Raw genomic sequence first — 17,913 nt, forward strand, 5'->3', positions numbered from 1 at the left:
GCGTCCACTTCAATTATAGCGCTTACATCTCCGGGAGCTGAATCCTCCTTACGCATGAAAGTTATTTTCAAGCATGATTCGATGTTTTGCTTTATCGACATGGATTTTTCGGGAGTCTTATAATTTTTTTAAGCCATAGGCTGGACGTCCTGACTTGAACTTGAACTAGAAAACCAATGCGAGGTGCCGCTATGCAAACCGACTTGAAGCTTCGTGAAGGCACGGACCTAAACCTCCCGCGCCGGAAAGTTTGGCCCGTCTTCAAACAACAAAAATACCTGTTTCTCCTCATGCTGCCGGCGCTGATCTGGGCGATCCTGTTCGCTTATGCGCCAATGGCCGGGTTGTATATGTCGTTCGTGAACTACCAGCCCACGCTCGGCCGTTTCTGGTACAGTCTGTTCCACAGTGAATTCGTAGGCCTGCAGTGGTTTCGTTATTTTTTCAATAATGGCGATTTCCTGATCATCATGCGCAACACCTTGGCTTCGACGTTAATCACACTCCTGTTCTCATTCCCGATGCCAATCCTGATCGCGCTGGCGATTAACGAAATCAAGAACGTCCAATTCAAAAAAATCGTGCAAACGTCATCCTATTTGCCGTATTTCATCTCCTGGGTTATCGCGGCCAACATTATCGTAACGCTGCTGTCTTCGGATGGTGCCGTGAACGCGTTGCTGAAGTTCTTCCATCTCACCGATGAGAGCATCCTGTTCCTGCAGAACGGGAAGTATTTCTGGTGGATTGTTGCCTTGGGCAATACTTGGAAGGATATGGGCTACAGCTCGATCATGTATTTGGCAGCGATCTCTTCGATCAACCCGGAATTGTACGAAGCGGCCAAGGTGGATGGGGCCAACCGGTTTAAGCAAATCCGCTATATCACGTTCCCGCATCTGAAGCCGACGATTGTCATCCTGCTGATTCTGGCTATGGGCGGCATTCTGAACGCAGGGTTCGACCAGCACTTCCTGCTCGGGAACGATCTGACGAAGGATTACTCTGACGTGCTCTCCACCTACTCATTCCGCTATGGGATCCAGAACGGGATGTTCTCTTACGCTTCCGCTGTCGGCATGTTCAGCTCGGTGGTCGCTTTTATTATCGTGGTGATCGTCAACCAAATCGCGAAAAAAATCAACGGCCAGTCCTTATTCTGAACCTGGCATGGAGGGAACTGCATGAAAAACCAAAAAACGCTGACCGAGCATCTGTTTGACGCGGCCTTGTACCTGTTCCTGACGTGCATTTTTCTCGTCACGTTCTATCCGTTCTGGAACATTCTCATCATCTCGCTGAATGACGCAACGGACTCGCTGCGCGGCAACCTGTATTTCTGGCCGCGGGAGTTTACGACCGCCAGCTATATTACGATCTTCCGCAACCCTGAAATCTGGAGTGCGCTGCAGGTGACGGCGCTGCGAACGGGAATCGGGACCGCGATGTCGATCATTTGCATCTCCATGCTGGCTTACTCTTTAAGTAAACGGTATTTGCTTGGCTGGAAGTATTTTTCGTTCTTCTTTGTGTTTACGATGTACTTTGGAGGCGGCTTGATTCCAACGTATATGGTGATCAAGGCGTTGGGGTTAATTGATTCGTTTTGGGTGTTTATTTTCCCGGGGCTGATCGGGGTGTTCCTGATGATCCTCGTACGTACCTTCATCGAGCAGCTGCCCGGTGAAATCGAGGAATCCGCCAAAATCGACGGCGCCAACGATTTGCAGGTGTTCGTCCGCATCGTGCTCCCGCTGTGCGTCCCGGTACTGGCGACCATCGGCTTGTTCCTGGCTATCGGCCACTGGAACGCTTGGTACGATTCCTACATCTATACGTATAAACCGGAGCTCAAGACGCTGCAGGCCGTTCTGGTCAAGATCCTGAACCAGTTCCAGACCGGCGCGATGATGACCGATGCCCAGCAACTGGCGCAAAACGCCAAGCGCATCCCGGTCTCCAGCGAAAGCATCCGGATGGCGGTTACGATGGTAGCGACGCTGCCGATCATCATGGTGTACCCGTTCGTGCAAAAATATTTCGTCAAAGGGATTATGATGGGCGCGATCAAAAGCTAACTATATTTAATGAAGAAACCCGTCGCGGCGTTTTGCCGGACGGGTTATTGTGTTATAGGATCGGCTCTGAAGCTTATGCTGTTCTAGGCCTAGGCCTATCTGGGCTTAGCCCAGCACGTGCTCCTGCCGAATCAAGTCCAGCAAAGCACGGCAGCCCTTCTGCACTAGGCCATAAACCTCTTCAAAGTTCCCGGTGTAATACGGATCGGGAACCTCCTTCAACTGCGAGTCCGGCACCAGATCCAAGAGCTTCACGATCCGGGCATCGGCCTCACGGGCCAGCGCCTTCAAATCGCGTTCATTCTGGTTATCCATCGCAATGATATAGTCGAATTTGGCAAAATCGTCCTGCGCCACCTGCCGCGCTTTCAGCCCTTCATAGGAAATGCCGTACTGATCCAAAATGCGGCGCGTGCCGTGATGCGGAGGATTGCCTGTATGCCAGTTACCGGTTCCCGCCGAATCGATCACAAATCGTTCGCCGTATCCGGCTTCGTTCACCAGATGCCGAAAGACGGCTTCCGCCATGGGCGAACGGCAAATGTTCCCCAGGCATACAAACAACACTCCCACTTTGCTTTTCTCGTTATCCATGGTTCTCCTTCTTCCTTCCTGTATAGCCTATCTGTTCAACACTCTCTTAGCAGATAGTACTATAGGTTAAGCCGAAGGACAACCGCAGCCCGGTCGAAGCTTCAGCCTTTGCGTACCACGGGAATCCAGATTTCGCTTCGGTAATTGGACAGCGACGTGTCCGGGCTCTCGTTCCATAGAAGCTCCGGTCCTTCGGCCAACTCGTAATGAGCAGACGGGAACCACTCGGAATAAATCTGTCCCCAAACGTTCTGCAGCGTCTCCGGGAACGGGCCGACGGCAGTGAATACCGCCCACGTCGAAGCAGCCACCTCCAGCGAAGCATAGCCGTCCGGGCCAGGCTGCGTTGTCGCCACACCCAAGTAATGATCCAGTTCCCCTTGCTCCTCCATGCGTCCATCCGAGAAATTGATCGATGCGTTGACGATCCCGGTTGGTTCGATATTGGACAACCCTTTCAACTCAGCGATTTTCTCCGGGGTTAACTGCTGTGCCATTTCTGCGATATGCGGGTTCACCCCGTGAAATTGGATCGGCACCCGCTTATGCAGACCAACGATCCGAAACGCATCCTTATCTACGATCCGATAATTCATTTCGTTTCCTCCTTGTATGGTGAGTTGGAAGGACATCCGAGGATAAGCTTTTAGCGGCGCTCCCGGATCTCTGGCCTCCGACGGCGTGATGCCATGCATGGCTTGAAACGCTCGGGTAAAAGCATCCGCGGAACCGTAGCCATACTTCACCGCGAGGTCGATGACCCGCACCGGCCCTTGCTGCAGCTCGAAAGCAGCCAGCGTTAATCTACGGCGGCGGATATATTCCGTCAACGGAATCCCGGCCAGGAACGAGAACATCCGTTTAAAATGGTACTCCGAACAAACCGCGATCCGGGCAACCTCTCCATAATCGATCTCCTCCGTTAAATTCCGCTCGATGTAGCCTAGCGCATCGTTCATGTTTTTAAGCGTATCCATCGTTTGCACCTCCTCTGGTTCCCATCATACTAAGAGTTCTCTGGCCCCTTCCGACTTTCCGTGCACCAACTTTGCAGGGGATCTGGTTGTCGAAGCCGTTCAATGGAGCAAATTACCGCGTGCAAGCCCGATAAGCCGTGGGTGATATCCCGGCATGACTCTTAAACTGGCGGGAAAAATGCGCCAGCTGCATGCCCAGCCGGTCAGCGATGTCGGCGATGCTGTCATCCGTATAGGTCAACAGCCGTTTGGCTTCCTCCATCCGTTTGCGCTGCACATAGTGCATCGGGGTAACTCCCATGATTTTTTTGAAATAAGGAATAAAATAGTTCGGATGCAAATGCACCAGGTCAGCCAAAGTCTCGATTTCGATCGGCTCGTGCAGATGCTCCTGGATGTATCTCAACACGTCGTTCAGCTTGTTTCGTTCTGTAAACTGCATATAGTCCTTCAAATAATCATGATAACCGCCTTCCTCCAGGCAGCAGGCCAGCAGATTCAGCAGACAAGCTTGCATTCGCAACCCGGCAAAGGGCCCTCCGGACTGAAACTGGTGAATGAGCTCCTCGAAGGTCGCTTGGACCTCCTCGGGATTGCCGGCATCGCTGATATACAACTTGCTGCTGGCATGAAACAGCGGCCATTCCCCCACCTGAGCATCGAAGTGACAGAAATATCGGGTATAAGGATTTTCCGGGTTCGTAAACGTCGTTTGACTGCTTCCCGCCGGCATGATCATCAGCTGCCCTGGCCGGGGATAATACGTCTCCCCGTTGATGATGACTGACCCTTCCCCCTCGGCGATAAAATACAGCCGATTAAAGCTGGGGGCCAGCTCCGTCCGGTTCCAACCAGGAAAGCCGCTTCTCAGCTGCGCATGCGTCACGGTGACGGTTAAGCTCTCGGGCAAACGCCCTGCCAACTGGTCTATTTCATTCATCGCCTTCTTCCTCCTCCCCTCCGTCTCACTGTAAGCCTTTTCAATTCGAAAGATTCTTATCCTATTGTATCAGCGTTATTTATCGAATACACCTTAATTTTGTGCAAAACCGCCTTAATTCGTGCCATTCTCAACCCTTCCGATTCAAGCTAAGCTAAGAGCGACAGGACTACCTAGAAGCTGACAGAACAGGAGTTTAATGAAGGTAAAAAGGGAGGATTACATGGACAAAGTACGTTTCGCGATCATTGGCATCGGCAATATGGGAACGTCCCATGCACTCAACCTCAGCAGCGGCGAGATTCGGGGGGCGGAATTGACCGCCGTATGCGACACGAACCCCGACCGCTTGAAGTGGGCGAAGGAGCATCTGCCGGAGACGGTACAGACCTTCGATACCCCGGAAGCGCTGTTGGCTTCGGGCGCGATGGATACCGTGCTGATCGCTACGCCGCATTATGATCATCCGACACTGGCGGTGCAAGCTTTTGAGAGCGGTTACCATGTGCTGGTGGAGAAGCCCGCCGGCGTGTATACCAGAGCGGTTCGCGAGATGAATGAAGCGGCGGCGAAGTCTGGGAAGCAGTTCGGCATTATGTACAATCAGCGTACGAATCCGCTGTACGCAAAGCTGCGGGACCTTGTATTGTCCGGGGAGCTGGGGACGATCCGCCGCACGAACTGGATCATCACGAACTGGTACCGCTCGCAAAGCTATTACGACTCCGGCGGTTGGCGCGCCACTTGGGCTGGAGAAGGCGGCGGCGTGCTGCTGAATCAGGACCCGCACCAGCTTGATCTTTGGCAGTGGACGACCGGGATGATGCCGAAGCGGGTACGTGCGTTTTGCCACTTCGGCAAATACCGCAATATCGAAGTCGAGGACGATGTGACCGCTTATGTAGAATACGAAAACGGCGCCACCGGCCTGTTCGTCACCACAACCGGCGAAGCCCCGGGGACGAACCGCTTCGAGCTGACCGGCGACAACGGCAAAATCGTCGTGGAGGATGGCAAGCTCACGTTCTGGCGGTTGCGCGTGCCTGAGCCGAAGTTTAACGCGGAATATACCGGCGGTTTCGGACAGCCGGAATGCTGGAAATGCGAAATCCCGGTCAGCGGCGGCGATGGCCCGCAGCATAAGGGGATTTTGCAGAACTTCACGAACGCGTTGCTGTACGGTGAGAAGCTGCTTGCCCCTGGTGAGGATGGCATCCTCGGCCTGACGCTCTCCAACGCCATGCACCTGTCGGCCTGGACGGACGACTGGGTGGAGCTGCCGCTGGACGAGGATCTGTTCTACGCCAAGCTCCAGGAGAAGATCCGCACCTCCTCGTTCCGCAAGGAAGGCGGCAGCGGCAAGGTGCTGGACGTGTCGGGCACGCACTAAGGCGGTGCGGAGTTACATCGGCACGTTTCCGGAACGCTCTGAGGCTGCATGTCAGCGCCATGGGACGTATCGGGGCGCTGTAATCTGGCGCTGGAGCGAACAAGCAATCAGGAATTTCAAGGAGGAGCGATACCCATGAAATTGTCCGTATTTACCGTGTCTACCCCGGATTTGACGCCGGAGGAGCTGGTGCAGGCCGCGCGCGAAGCCGGGCTCCACGGCGTAGAGTGGCGTTTCAAGGAGGTTCCCGCCGAAGTCGCTGGCGAAAAACCCTCGTACTGGCGCAACAATTTGTGCTCGATCGATCCGTCTTCCTCCGAAGAGCAGCTGCTCCGTTTCAAACGGATCACCGAAGCTGAAGGACTGGAGGTCGCCAGCATCACACCTTATTTAAACTCGCTGGATCTGGAGGAGACGGAGCGGGTGTTCTCTGTCGCCCGTCTGCTCGGCGCCAAAATGATCCGCGTCGGCGCGGCCGGATATGACGGCACCACCCCCTATCCCGAGTTATACGAGAAGACCGTGCGCTACCTGAAGGAAGCCGAGCGCCTAGCTAAGCAATACGGTGTCAAAGGGGTTGTGGAAACGCATCATCTGACGATCGCACCGAGCGCCAGTCTGGCCTATCGTCTGGTCAGCCACTGCCATCCTGATCAGATCGGCGTCCTGTATGATCCAGGCAACATGGTGCACGAAGGGTATGAGCAATTCAAAATGGGACTGGAGCTGCTAGGCCCCTATCTCGCCCATGTTCACGTCAAGAACGCCGCCTGGTCACAGACCGGCAAACGCGAAGACGGCACTGCAGCATGGCGCTGCGAGTGGTCACCTCTGGCGGGCGGCGTGGTCGATTACCGCCGTCTGCTCCAAGACCTGAAATCCGTTGGCTACGACGGCTACCTCGGAATCGAGGATTTCAGCGGTCACTACGAGTCGAAGGAAATGCTCCGCCAGTTTGCCGAGTTTATCCACGAAAGGATGTAAGGCTAACGATGAATGCACAACAACAGACACCTTCTTTTCAAGCGAAAGACGGAATGAACTATGCGCCAAAGGGACGTCCCAATGCCGTCGTGAAACCCGGTGAATTCATCTTTGCTGCGGTGCACCTCGATCACGGGCATATTTACGGCATGACCGGCGGCTTGATCGAAGCCGGTGCGACCTTAAAGTGGGTGTACGATCCCGACCCGGCCAAAGTCCAAGCGTTCGTGGAGCAGTACCCGCAAGCTGCCCGGGCAGACAGTCTAGAGCAGATCCTCTCCGATCCCGAAGTGCGGCTCGTCGCTGCAGCAGCGGTGCCGTCGGAACGTGGTCCGCTCGGGCTCAGGGTGATGGACGCCGGGAAGGATTATTTTACCGATAAGACCCCGTTCACCCGCCTGGACCAGCTGGAAGCGGCGCGTCAGAAGGTACGCGAAACCAGACGCAAACATATGGTCTATTACAGCGAACGCCTCCACGTGGAATCCGCCGTGTATGCCGGTCAGCTCGTACAGCAAGGAGCAATTGGGCGCGTACTGCAGGTAACCGGGTTTGGTCCGCACCGGCTGAATGCGGGTTCGCGGCCGGAGTGGTTTTTTCAGAAGGAAAAATATGGAGGAATCCTTTGCGACATCGGCAGCCATCAAATCGAGCAGTTTCTGTTCTACACCGGGTGCAAGGATGCCCAAGTGTTACACAGCAAGGTAGCCAACTACCACCATCCCGAATACCCCGAGCTGGAGGATTTCGGCGACGCGACATTGGTTGGGGATAACGGGGCGACGCAATATTTTCGCGTGGACTGGTTTACCCCGGACGGCCTCAGCACCTGGGGAGACGGGCGGACGTTCATCTTGGGCACCGAAGGATATATCGAGCTGCGCAAATACGTCGACCTGGCCCGGGATGCGGAAGGCGACCATGTCTACCTGGTGAATCAGGACGGGGAGCAGCATTTTGCCGTCCGCGGGCAAGTCGGCTATCCGTTCTTTGGCGAGCTGATTCTGGATTGCCTGAACCGCACAGAAAATGCCATGACCCAGGAGCACGCCTTCAAAGCCGCAGAGCTGTGTCTGAAAGCTCAACAGCAGGCACTTCGTGTCACCCCAACATACTAGGACAGGAAGGGACCATACATGACGATGCAAGAACCGATCGGCGCGGCGATTATTGGCTGCGGTGCGATTTTCCCGCTGCATGCCGAGGCGTTACAGCAACTTGACGGCGTGAAGCTGAAAATGGTTGTCGACCGCGATCCCGCCAAGGCAGAGCAGGCCGCAGCGACATTTTCCTGTGAAGCTGCAAGTGATTACCTGACCTTGCTGGAACGTGACGATATTCAAGTCGTCCACCTCTGTACACCTCACCACCTGCATGCGGAAATGGCGACGCAGCTGCTCCGCGCCGGCAAACATGTGCTGACGGAAAAACCGCTCGCCCACGCTTTGCAAGCGGCGGAGAACCTGGTGGCAGAAGCTCGGCGCAGCGAGGCGCAGCTGGGCGTTGTTTTTCAGAATCGTTATAATGCCTCGTCCCAAAAAATCCGCGAATTCCTGGAATCAAACACGCTGGGCCGGCTCATCTGTCTGAAGGGCATCGTCACCTGGCAGCGGGACGAAGCCTATTACACCGACAGCCCATGGCGAGGCCGCTGGTCGACGGAAGGCGGCGGTGTGTTGATCAACCAGGCGATCCATACGCTTGACCTGCTCCAATGGTTCGGCGGTGAAGTTCTCTCCATCCAGGGCAGCGTCACCGCCGACGCCCTTGGGGATGTGATCGAAGTGGAGGATACGGCGCATGCCCGACTCCTGTTTGCGAACGGTGTTCGCGGGTTGTTTTACGCCACCAACGCGTATCTCACCAATTCCCCGGTTGAACTGGAGCTGGTGTTTGAAGGCGGCACGCTGCGGCAGCGGGACGATTGCCTGTATTTAACCCAGGGCGGTCGGGAGAGCCTGGTGTGCGAACCGCCGACGAACCTGAATGACTCAGGACAAATCATCGGTAAATCCTACTGGGGCTCCAGCCATCGGTTGTTAATTGCCGACTTTTACGACCGCGTCCGAACAGGAACTCGCTTTGCGATTGACGGCGAAGAAGGCCTCAAGTCGCTGCGGCTCATCACAGAGCTATATCAGTCCTCTCGGACGCGGAAATCCAGATGAACACTAGTAACGTCAGAACCGGGAACTTACGACATACACCAACGGATAATTAGATAAAAACGTTGCGAAGCGAAGGACCGTTCCTTACGAGGGGCGGCCTTTTCTAAAATGGGGGACTTGTCGGAGGGAGGGTTCGAGGTTACAGCCGCTTTCTCATCCTGGTGAGGATGGTAACCAGTACCGAGTTGAAACCTATGGGGACTTTGGTCCGCTCATTTTTGGGCTTCTCCCGCTCCCTGCGCCGGATTTGCTCAGCCAGCAAGCAACGATCCAACTCCTGACTAAGGTCCCGAATATGCTGCTTCGCAATGTCTAAATTGTTGAGATACATCGTGCTCCACCTCCTATTCATCATGAGTTAAAGATCTCCAACATTGGATCAACCCTTCCAGCTTGATCCTTCCCTATCATAACGCCGCAGTTATCGCTGCGTCAGGGTACAAAACACCTTAAGTTCTTTTTTCCTCCCTTCTGCCATGCAAAATAAAAGCGGCCACCTTTGTTTTATGCAAAGGGGTCGCTTATGTTCACGGCGTTTCCACACGCCAGCGATTTTATTGAGCTAAATGCCGAATTCAATCGGTAGATTTGACGCTCCGTTAACTGACCAGGTGGCCGCCAGAGGAGGGATGATTCGCCGCCAACGTACGTCGAACAGCTTCTCCGGAGTGAATCGACATCGGTTCTCCTTCGTGCCGAATCACAAGCCCCTCTCCTTCGCGCAGCGTGTACACGACCTGTTCCCGGTCGAAGAATACTTCCAACAGCTGCCCCCGATACATCACTTTAAACCGGCAGCTGCTCCATGGCGGTGGCAACACTGGATGAAAGCTTAACTCGCCGCCAACTAACCGCATCCCGCCAAACCCGTTCACCACCGCCATCCATGAACCCGCCATCGCTGCGGTATGCAAGCCGTCTTTGGCATTGCCGTTCACGTCATCGAGATCCATCCGCACCGTCCGGCTGAAGTAGTCGTAAGCCGCCTTCAGATCGCCAATCTCGGCGGCAACGATGCTATGGATGCATGGCGACAGCGACGAATCATGCGTGGTCAGCGGTTCGTAATACCGATAGTTGCGGATTTTCTCCTCGGTCGAAAACTGCTCGCTCAGCAAAAACAACACCATCACCAGATCCGCCTGCTTCAGCACCTGATGGCGGTAAATCACAAGCGGGTGATAGTGGAGCAGCAATGGATATTTTTCGGGTGGCGTGCCAGCGAAATCCCATTTCTGCTTGGACAAAAATGTATCATCCTGCGCGTATATCCCCAATTCCGAATCATACGGGACGTACATCTTGTCCGCCGCCCGCTGCCACTCGCGGAGTTCCTCCTCGGTAAGACCGATCTTCCGCGCCAGCCGGGCGTATTCCATAGGGTATCGCTCGCGCAGCAGCTTCGCCGTCTCACAGGCATACCGCAGGTGCTCGCGGGCCATGAGATTTGTATAGGCGTTGTTGTTCACCAACGCGGTATACTCATCCGGCCCGGTCACGCCGTCGATGCAGAAGGCGCCGCCACGGGCCGGGTTATAATGGCCCAGATCCACCCAGAACCGCGACGTCTCGAACAGGATTTCCGCGCCTTGGCGCACGAGAAAATCCTCGTCCCCCGTCGCCTGGACGTATTGGCGGATGCCGTACGCGATATCGGCGTTAATATGCGCCTGGGCGGTGCCCGCCGGGAAATAGGCGGAGTTCTCTTCGCCGCCGATTGTTCGCCACGGATACAGCGCGCCCCGCTGCGACATCACCTGCGCCCGCTGCCGCGCTTGCTCCAGCGTGCGGTAACGGAACTCCAGCAAGGCCCGGCCGATCTCCGGCGTCGTGAAAGTGAAGAAGGGCAACACGTACATTTCAGTATCCCAGAAATAATGCCCTTCGTACCCTTCGCCGGTGAGCCCCTTCGCGGCCATGCTGGTTCTGCCGTCGCGACCGGCCGACTGCAGCAGGCCAAACGCGTTAAACCGCAGCCCCTGCTGGAGCGCGGGATCGCCGGCAATTTCCACGTCGGCGCGGTGCCAGAACGTGTCCAGGTAAGCGCGCTGCTCCTTGGCCAGTCCGTCAAAGCCGCGGCTGACGGCCAAGCGCAGCTCTTCCGCGCTTCGCATCCGCAGCTCTTCCTCCCGGGTATCCCGGGACGTATGAACGCTGATGAACTTGCTCAGCGACACCTTCTCCCCTTGGCGCAGCGACACGTCGTACTGCACCGAAAACCACGGCCCGTCTTGCTGCTCCGACAGGCCGAACGCGGCTGACGGCGGCAGCTCCAGCTGATGGCTCACCGCCGTCAGCAGCGCGAAGCGGCTGCGCCGCGTGCGCTGCTTCAGCCAGCCGCCGCCGCGCCCGTCGCTCCCCGCCTCCTCGAACAGGAGGCTGGGCTCCGTGCGGCGCGCCCCCAGGCGGGGGTCCCCGCCCCGGTCCTCCGCCCCTTCCGCCTCGGCGATGTCTCCGTCCATCGCCGAGCAGATCGAGACGGTGCCGGCGAAGTTTAGCGCCGTCACCTCATAGTGGATCGCCGCCAGGTGCCGATGAGTTAACGACACCAGGCGGTGGATCTCAATCCGCACGCGGTGTCCGGCTGGGGATTCCCATTCCACCAGCCTGTGCAACACACCGTTTTGCATATCCAACACTCTTCGGTAAACCTGCACCTGTCCCCGGTTCAGATGAAAAGATTCGCCTTCCACAGTCAGCCGGATAATCCCGGCGTCCGTCACATTCAGCATTGCCTGGCCTTCGGTCGGATACCCGTACGCCCCCTCCGGATAATGGATCGGTGCGGTATCATAAAATCCGTTCACATAGTTGCCCCGCACCGAGGCTCCTTTCTTACCGTGGTACCCCTCCTCAAAATAACCGCGCATTCCAAAATATCCATTGCCTAAGGAAAACAAGCTCTCCATGCGCTGATTGTCTTTCTCGTCGTAAGCCTCCTCGACCAGATTCCACTCCGGATCGGGAGACAGATTCTCCGTAAGCTCATTTGACTGCTCGTTCATCCTTTCACCGAGCCTCCCATCAGCCCTCTAACAAAGTACTTCTGCAGGAGGAAGAAGATCGCGAGCGGCATCAGCATTGAAATAAACGCGGCGGACGTCAGCAAATGCCAGTCGTTGCCTCTTGAACCTACGAGATCTGCGATCTTCATCGACATCACCTGTACGCTCGGCTGGTTGCCGATAAAAATCAGCGATACCAGATAGTCGTTCCAGACCCACAGGAACTGGAAGATCCCGATCGAAGCGAGCGCCGGCACCGACAACGGCAGGATGAGCCGGGAGAAGATCGTAAAATGACTCGCCCCATCGATAAAGGCCGACTCAAACAAATCTTTGGGCAACTGGCTGATAAAGTTATACATAAAGTACGTGACAAGCGGTAAACCAAAGGCGGTATGTGCCAGCCAGATCCCCAAATAGCTCCCGTTTAAGCCCAGCGCAGTATAATCCTTCAGCACCGGGATCAGCGCAACCTGCAGCGGAATGACCAGCATCGCGATGATCACCACAAACAGGGTTTTGCGGCCAGGGAATCTCAGCCAAGCAAACGCATAGGCGGCAAATGAAGCGATTAGCACCGGAATCACCGTGGCCGGAACGGCAATCGTCAGCGTGTTCCAGAATGCCTGGGACAATCCGGTCCCTCTCTGAATCGATTCGCTGCCGTCGGCGAGCTTCAGCTTGTATTCCTTACCGGACAGCACGTTTTTATAGTTCTCCAACGTCAACGCCGGTTTGAACTCCCAGCCCTGCTCCTGGACGTTAATCGTACGGGCCCGGCGATTTTCCCAGATCATCCGTTGTCCGTCTTTCACAACCCCGGCTTTCAGTTCATCGTCGCTGTAGGTTTCCCCGTTCACTTCAATCGGTTCACGCAAATCGATATCTTTGGAAAGCTGAATCGTCTCCGCGTTCGTCCATGCCTTGTGCGGGAATACGTTCCACCAACCGGTTTGCAAGATGTCTGCCGCCGGACGGAAAGATGAGATCAGCAATCCCAGCGTCGGGATGAGCCACACCAAGCAGATGAGGCCGAGAACGAGATTAACGATCGTTTTACCGCGTTTGCGCTTACGCAATTTCGTACCCGCCATTAGAATCCCCCCTGCTTGCGGATCTGCCGCAGATTAAAGAAGATGACCGGTGTGACAGCAATCAGCAAGACGATCGCCAGCGTGGACCCGTACCCGAAGTTACGGTACATGAAGAATTGCCGATAGAACTGCGTGGCCACCACTTCAGTCCCGTATTGTCCGCCCGTCATGACCATGACTACGTCGAAAATTTTGAGCGTAAACACGATGATGGTTGTCGTCACCGTCAAGATCGTCACTGAGATATACGGGATGATGATTTGGAAAAAGATTTTAATCTCACCGGCCCCGTCTACTCGCGCCGCTTCCAAAATATCCTCCGGAACGCCTTTGATCGCCGCAGAGAAAATCACCATGGCGAACCCGGTTTGCATCCAGATCAGGATCAGAATAAGAAACAGGTTGTTCCACGGCTGCAGCATGCTGGTCCAGGCTTGTGCTTCTCCTCCGAAAGCAGTGACGATAGCGTTAAGCAGACCAATTTGCTGGTCACCGGGCTGATAATAATAAACGAACTTCCAGATGACGCCCGCTGCCACAAACGAGATCGCCATCGGCATAAAAATAATCGACTTGGCAATCTTCTCGTAGCTGCTGCGGTCGGCAAGGATGGCAATCAACAGCCCAAGCGTGACGCAAGCAAGCGTGCCGAGGAATACCCACAACAGGTTGTTGCGCAGCGCCGTCCCCATCAGCTTATCGGTGAAGATCGCCGCATAGTTGGCGAGCCCAACGAATTTCTCCGACGAAGCGTTAAAGAAGCTCAGATACAACGTCCGTACGGCGGGCAGCACCAACAGCCATCCCAGCAAAATTACGGCCGGACCGATGAAAATATACGGCAACACCTTCCGCCGCACTTGCTCCGGATACTGCTCCACCGCCCAGTTAAAGGTATAAAATAGCAAATACACGCCGAGCACGCCCCATAAAACAGCGAAGATCGCGGTCAGCAGCGGATTCAGCGTCGAGTCGCGGAAGAAGCGGAAGATCAGGCCGTGTCCGGCAGCATTCGCAACCAGGACAATCAGGGTGAAGAGCACGGCCCTCAGGCTGACGATTCGCTTGGCCTCTGAACTCATCATGACCCCTCCTAAATGGTTTGTGAGCGTTACATCTTGAACCAGCTTAATGGATGAAAAAGGAAAGGGCGTGTGTGCCGGAACCCACGTTTCGGCTCGCGCGCCCCTCCGCGGTGCTTCAGTTATCGTTTAGATCGCAGTTCAGAATTGACTTAGTTGTTCCAGCCTTCCTGAATTTGCGCCAACGCTTCATCCAGTGTGGACGTACCGCTCACGTAGTCGGTCATGCCTTTCCAGAAGGTACCGGCACCTACTTTACCCGGCATCAGGTCAGAGCCGTCAAAACGCAGCGTTGTCGCTTCTTGCACAAGTTGAGCCATACGACGATCGGCCTCGGAAGTATACCAGTCAAGCGAAGCATCGTTCATCGGAGCGATGACGCCGCCGGATTGTACCCATGATTTGATCGATTCACCCGTTGTAAAGAATTCCATCACCGCACGAACCTCAGGACGATCGTTGAACATCGCGTAGATATCGCCAGCTACCAGCACCGGCTTCCCGTATTGCTCGTCGATCGGCGGCAGGTAGAACCAGTCGTAGTCTTCATCGATCTTCGCCGTTTCCGGGAAGAAGCTAGTGATAAAGTTCGCTTGACGATGCAGCCAAATTTTCGGCGGGTTGTCGAACATCGGCAACGCCGAATCCCCAAATGCGGTCGTGACGATCGACTTCGTGCCGCCGTATACGTAATCTGGATTCATCCAGATTTCTGACATCACTTCAACAGCATGCTTCACTTCAGGGGAAGTGAACGGCAGTTCGCCGCTAACCCATTTATCATAGTTTTCCGGCGAAGTCGTACGGAGCATGATGTCTTCTACCCAGTCGGTAGCCGGCCAGCCTGTTGCCGCACCACTTTCAATACCAATCCCCCAAGCGGTGTCGCCATCCTTAGCGATTTGCTCCGTTAGTGCCATCAGCTCATCCCAAGTTTGCGGAATCGTATAGCCCGCTTCCTCAAATTGCTTCTTCGGATACCATACCAGGCTCTTTACGTTACTGCGGTTCCAAACGCCCGCCATGATTTGCTTGCCATCCTTATCTTCCATCGTCGCCATGTCGAGCCAGCTTTGGTTGTAGTTCGCCTTCAGCTTCTCCTGGTCGAGAATGTTGTTCAGATCGATGACCTTACCGGTCTTGGCCACGGCAGCCAGCAGACCCGGTTGCGGGAAGTCCGCGATGTCAGGGGCGTTGCCGCCGTCTACACGGACGTTAATGGTCGCTTCGAACTCTTTGGAGCCCTCGTATTGAATATCGATCCCTGTTTTCTCTTCAAACTCTTTGATGCTGGTCTCGAACTTCACTTGGTCAGCATCTACGAACGGGCCAAACATCGTCACTTTCGTCCCTTTATATTCACCTTTCAACGCCAGCTCGAGCGGAGAGCCAGTGGAAGAACTGTCATTGGTTGCGGCAGTATCATTTGTATTCTGTTCCGTGTTCCCCGTATTCGCCGGAGCTGTCGGTTCATTGTTTGCCGCATTGTTCCCTCCGCCGCAGGCGCTGAGGAGAAGTGTGAACGATAACCCGCTCACGAGCAATAAAGAACTCCATTTTGATCTTTTTTTCATTGACCCTTTCATCCCCTTCGATATGATTTAGGAACAACCATCTTAGGTCTGACTGACCCTTATTCGCTTTCGGCGAATCACCCCCTTAATCAAGCCTTTCAACAACAATCAACGATAAAAATAGGCATGTATCCGTTTTCATTTTGGTATAAATGTATGACCTGCCCAGCCGGAATGTTCCGTTTTTTTGAAAAGCTTTTCATAATTCTGTTCAACTATTGTTCATGGTGATGGTGTTGGAATGTGTGAGTAGTTTCTATTACGTGTGTTGTGTTGCGTTGTGTGAGTTGTATTGCGTTGTGAGTATGTTGTAACGTTGTGTGTTTGTTGCGTTGTGTGTGTAATTACTTGGTTAAATCGTGGCTCTTTCCCGCGAGGATTCTCTGACGATCAGCTTGTGTTGGAGAATCTCTCTGGGCACCGCCACACTCCCGGTAGTTAGCAGTTCATGCAGCTTCTCTGCGGCACGGTGGCCAAGATCATAGATAGGTTGGGATATCGTGGTCAGCTTAGGAATATACATGCTTGCCATTCGGTGATTGTCAAAGCCAATGACGGACACCTGCCCCGGGACGAGAATGTGTCGGTCTCGAAGATACGAAATCGTCCCCATGGCAAATTCGTCGGCTACGCAGAACACCGCGGTCAAATCAGGATGCTCAGTAAACAGCTCGTGTGCCGCCTGATACGCATGCTCAAAATAGTGACTGGCAAATTTCACGTGTTCAATATTCGATGTCAGTCCGTATTCCCTCATGGCCCGAACAAACCCGGCGAATCGCGGCGGGCCAGAAATGGAATTGTCGTGATTAAAGCCAATCATACCGATTTGGCGATGACCAAGCTCGATAAGGTAAACGGCTGCGTCATAAGCTGCAGCCTCATCGTCAACTTCGACGCACGGAATATCGTATTCGTCCGAATGGGATGACACCATGACACAAGGGATGCGGCAACCGAGCAGTTTCTCGTAGTACTCCGGAAACATTTTGTCGCTCGCAAATACGATCCCATCCACCTGCTTCTCATGAAACGTATCGATATACGACAACATCCGCTCCTTATCACGGTCCGTGTTGCAGATCATCAGGCTGTACCCCAGTTTGTTGCAGGCATCCTGCATTCCCCGGATCATTCCCGCGTAATACATGTTCTCAATATCGGGAATTAACAATCCTAAGGTAAAAGACTTCTTGTAAATCAGTCCGCGGGCAAAAGCGTTCGGCTGGTAATTCAATTCCTGGATCGCCGCCAGCACGCGCTTTCGCTTGCTCTCCACCACTGTAGCCGGCGCGTTCATGACGCGCGAAACCGTACTGATGGAGACCCCCGCCTTTTTAGCAACATCACGGATCGTTGGTTTGCTTTTGTTTTTGTTCATCGTTGGCATCCTCGGTTTGAAAAGCTTTTCAATGCGATTATAACAAGGGACTTTGGGGATGACAAGAGTTTTTTGAAGCGCTTACAACCCTAGGGTGACAAAAGCCTGTACTGCCCCTTTTCCACCATTATCCCGTTGAGTCACCAGCCCGTACGTCGTACCCTTCTCGCCATTATCCCGTTGAATCCACCATCCGTACGTCCGCCTCTTCTCTCGCCATTATCCCGTTAAGTCCGGCTGGTGCTGTTAGCAGTAGCACTCCCCCAATGAGCTTTTTTTCAACGGGTGGGGGGAAAGTGATATGTCTTCGGGATTGCTTTGCTGGGACTATTGGATCTCCCTCGTTTGTGTTCTAACGGAACCAGATGACGCTAAAGTTCATTTCCCGCGAGATTTCCCAGCCTAACGGAACGTGAGGCCGTTATTGGACATAAAATCCCCCCGTACTAGCCGATTCGAGCCATATAACGTCATCTGATTCCGTTGCTATGAACGTTTTTGTCAAGCCCTCGGTTTTAANTCTGCCTGAGCACGTGGCGCGAGAGCAAAAATGCGAGCGACGGTCGGCACGCTGCTATCCGTGGGTTGGTTACCACATGTTATGCCTTCGTCAGGGAGAGCCCTTGCAAGCTAGAAACGCACGTTC

At 54.5% G+C, this 17,913-nt stretch carries 15 protein-coding genes; 6 read left to right on the forward strand and 9 right to left on the reverse strand.

Features of this window, described 5'->3' with window-relative positions; all coding sequences use genetic code 11:
• The first annotated feature begins 191 nt into the window (after window positions 1-191).
• Both M891_RS0113620 and M891_RS0113625 read left to right on the forward strand, forming a co-directional pair.
• Window positions 192-1,163: an ABC transporter permease gene (locus tag M891_RS0113620; protein ID WP_028539239.1), complete on the forward strand. Its 972-nt coding sequence runs from the start codon at window positions 192-194 to the stop codon at window positions 1,161-1,163.
• A gap of 21 nt (window positions 1,164-1,184) precedes the next feature.
• Window positions 1,185-2,078 (forward strand): carbohydrate ABC transporter permease, encoded by an 894-nt coding sequence (locus M891_RS0113625; protein ID WP_028539240.1) that lies wholly within the window; start codon window positions 1,185-1,187, stop codon window positions 2,076-2,078.
• A 105-nt stretch (window positions 2,079-2,183) separates the two neighbouring features.
• Here the strand turns inward: M891_RS0113625 and M891_RS0113630 are convergent, their stop codons facing one another.
• From M891_RS0113630 to M891_RS0113640, 3 genes are all read right to left on the reverse strand, one after another.
• Window positions 2,184-2,672 carry a low molecular weight protein-tyrosine-phosphatase gene (locus M891_RS0113630; RefSeq protein ID WP_028539241.1) on the reverse strand — a complete coding sequence of 163 codons (489 nt, stop codon included), beginning with the start codon at window positions 2,670-2,672 and terminating at the stop codon, window positions 2,184-2,186.
• 101 nt (window positions 2,673-2,773) lie between these two features.
• Entirely contained in the window at window positions 2,774-3,649 is an 876-nt protein-coding gene (locus M891_RS0113635) for an AraC family transcriptional regulator (protein WP_028539242.1), read from the reverse strand.
• A 112-nt stretch (window positions 3,650-3,761) separates the two neighbouring features.
• Window positions 3,762-4,589, reverse strand: a complete 828-nt coding sequence (locus tag M891_RS0113640) for an AraC family transcriptional regulator (RefSeq protein WP_016313265.1) — start codon at window positions 4,587-4,589, stop codon at window positions 3,762-3,764.
• A 223-nt stretch (window positions 4,590-4,812) separates the two neighbouring features.
• Between M891_RS0113640 and M891_RS0113645 the strand changes: the two genes are divergently transcribed.
• The 4 genes from M891_RS0113645 to M891_RS0113660 all read left to right on the forward strand — a co-directional run bounded on the left by M891_RS0113645 (window position 4,813) and on the right by M891_RS0113660 (window position 9,131).
• A complete protein-coding gene (locus tag M891_RS0113645) occupies window positions 4,813-5,979 on the forward strand; it encodes a Gfo/Idh/MocA family protein (RefSeq protein WP_028539243.1) in 1,167 nt (388 codons plus the stop codon).
• Window positions 5,980-6,114: 135 nt separating this feature from the next.
• The gene (locus M891_RS0113650) at window positions 6,115-6,963 is read left to right on the forward strand and encodes a sugar phosphate isomerase/epimerase family protein (protein WP_028539244.1); all 849 of its coding nucleotides are present in this window, start codon (window positions 6,115-6,117) and stop codon (window positions 6,961-6,963) included.
• A gap of 8 nt (window positions 6,964-6,971) precedes the next feature.
• The gene (locus M891_RS0113655; RefSeq protein ID WP_051416992.1) at window positions 6,972-8,081 is read left to right on the forward strand and encodes a Gfo/Idh/MocA family protein; all 1,110 of its coding nucleotides are present in this window, start codon (window positions 6,972-6,974) and stop codon (window positions 8,079-8,081) included.
• A gap of 18 nt (window positions 8,082-8,099) precedes the next feature.
• Window positions 8,100-9,131, forward strand: coding sequence for a Gfo/Idh/MocA family protein (locus tag M891_RS0113660; protein WP_028539246.1), 1,032 nt, complete (start codon window positions 8,100-8,102; stop codon window positions 9,129-9,131).
• 139 nt (window positions 9,132-9,270) lie between these two features.
• Here M891_RS0113660 and M891_RS0113665 read toward each other — a convergent pair whose 3' ends face one another.
• The 6 genes from M891_RS0113665 to M891_RS0113690 form a co-directional block, all read right to left on the reverse strand.
• Entirely contained in the window at window positions 9,271-9,462 is a 192-nt protein-coding gene (locus M891_RS0113665) for a hypothetical protein (protein ID WP_016313270.1), read from the reverse strand.
• A gap of 268 nt (window positions 9,463-9,730) precedes the next feature.
• Window positions 9,731-12,136, reverse strand: a complete 2,406-nt coding sequence (locus M891_RS23935; protein ID WP_051416994.1) for a glycoside hydrolase family 65 protein — start codon at window positions 12,134-12,136, stop codon at window positions 9,731-9,733.
• Entirely contained in the window at window positions 12,133-13,230 is a 1,098-nt protein-coding gene (locus M891_RS0113675; protein ID WP_028539247.1) for a carbohydrate ABC transporter permease, read from the reverse strand. The genes M891_RS23935 and M891_RS0113675 overlap by 4 nt, the downstream gene beginning before the upstream one ends.
• Window positions 13,230-14,315: a carbohydrate ABC transporter permease gene (locus M891_RS0113680; RefSeq protein WP_371859495.1), complete on the reverse strand. Its 1,086-nt coding sequence runs from the start codon at window positions 14,313-14,315 to the stop codon at window positions 13,230-13,232. Before M891_RS0113680 ends, M891_RS0113675 begins: the two co-directional genes overlap by 1 nt.
• A gap of 149 nt (window positions 14,316-14,464) precedes the next feature.
• Window positions 14,465-15,886, reverse strand: a complete 1,422-nt coding sequence (locus tag M891_RS0113685) for an ABC transporter substrate-binding protein (protein WP_028539249.1) — start codon at window positions 15,884-15,886, stop codon at window positions 14,465-14,467.
• A gap of 352 nt (window positions 15,887-16,238) precedes the next feature.
• Window positions 16,239-17,267 carry a LacI family DNA-binding transcriptional regulator gene (locus M891_RS0113690; protein WP_028539250.1) on the reverse strand — a complete coding sequence of 343 codons (1,029 nt, stop codon included), beginning with the start codon at window positions 17,265-17,267 and terminating at the stop codon, window positions 16,239-16,241.
• Between the last annotated feature and the right edge of the window lie 646 nt (window positions 17,268-17,913).

Origin of the sequence: Paenibacillus sp. J14 (assembly GCF_000518465.1) — a bacterium.
GTDB classification, from domain to species: Bacteria; Bacillota; Bacilli; order Paenibacillales; family Paenibacillaceae; genus Fontibacillus; species Fontibacillus barengoltzii.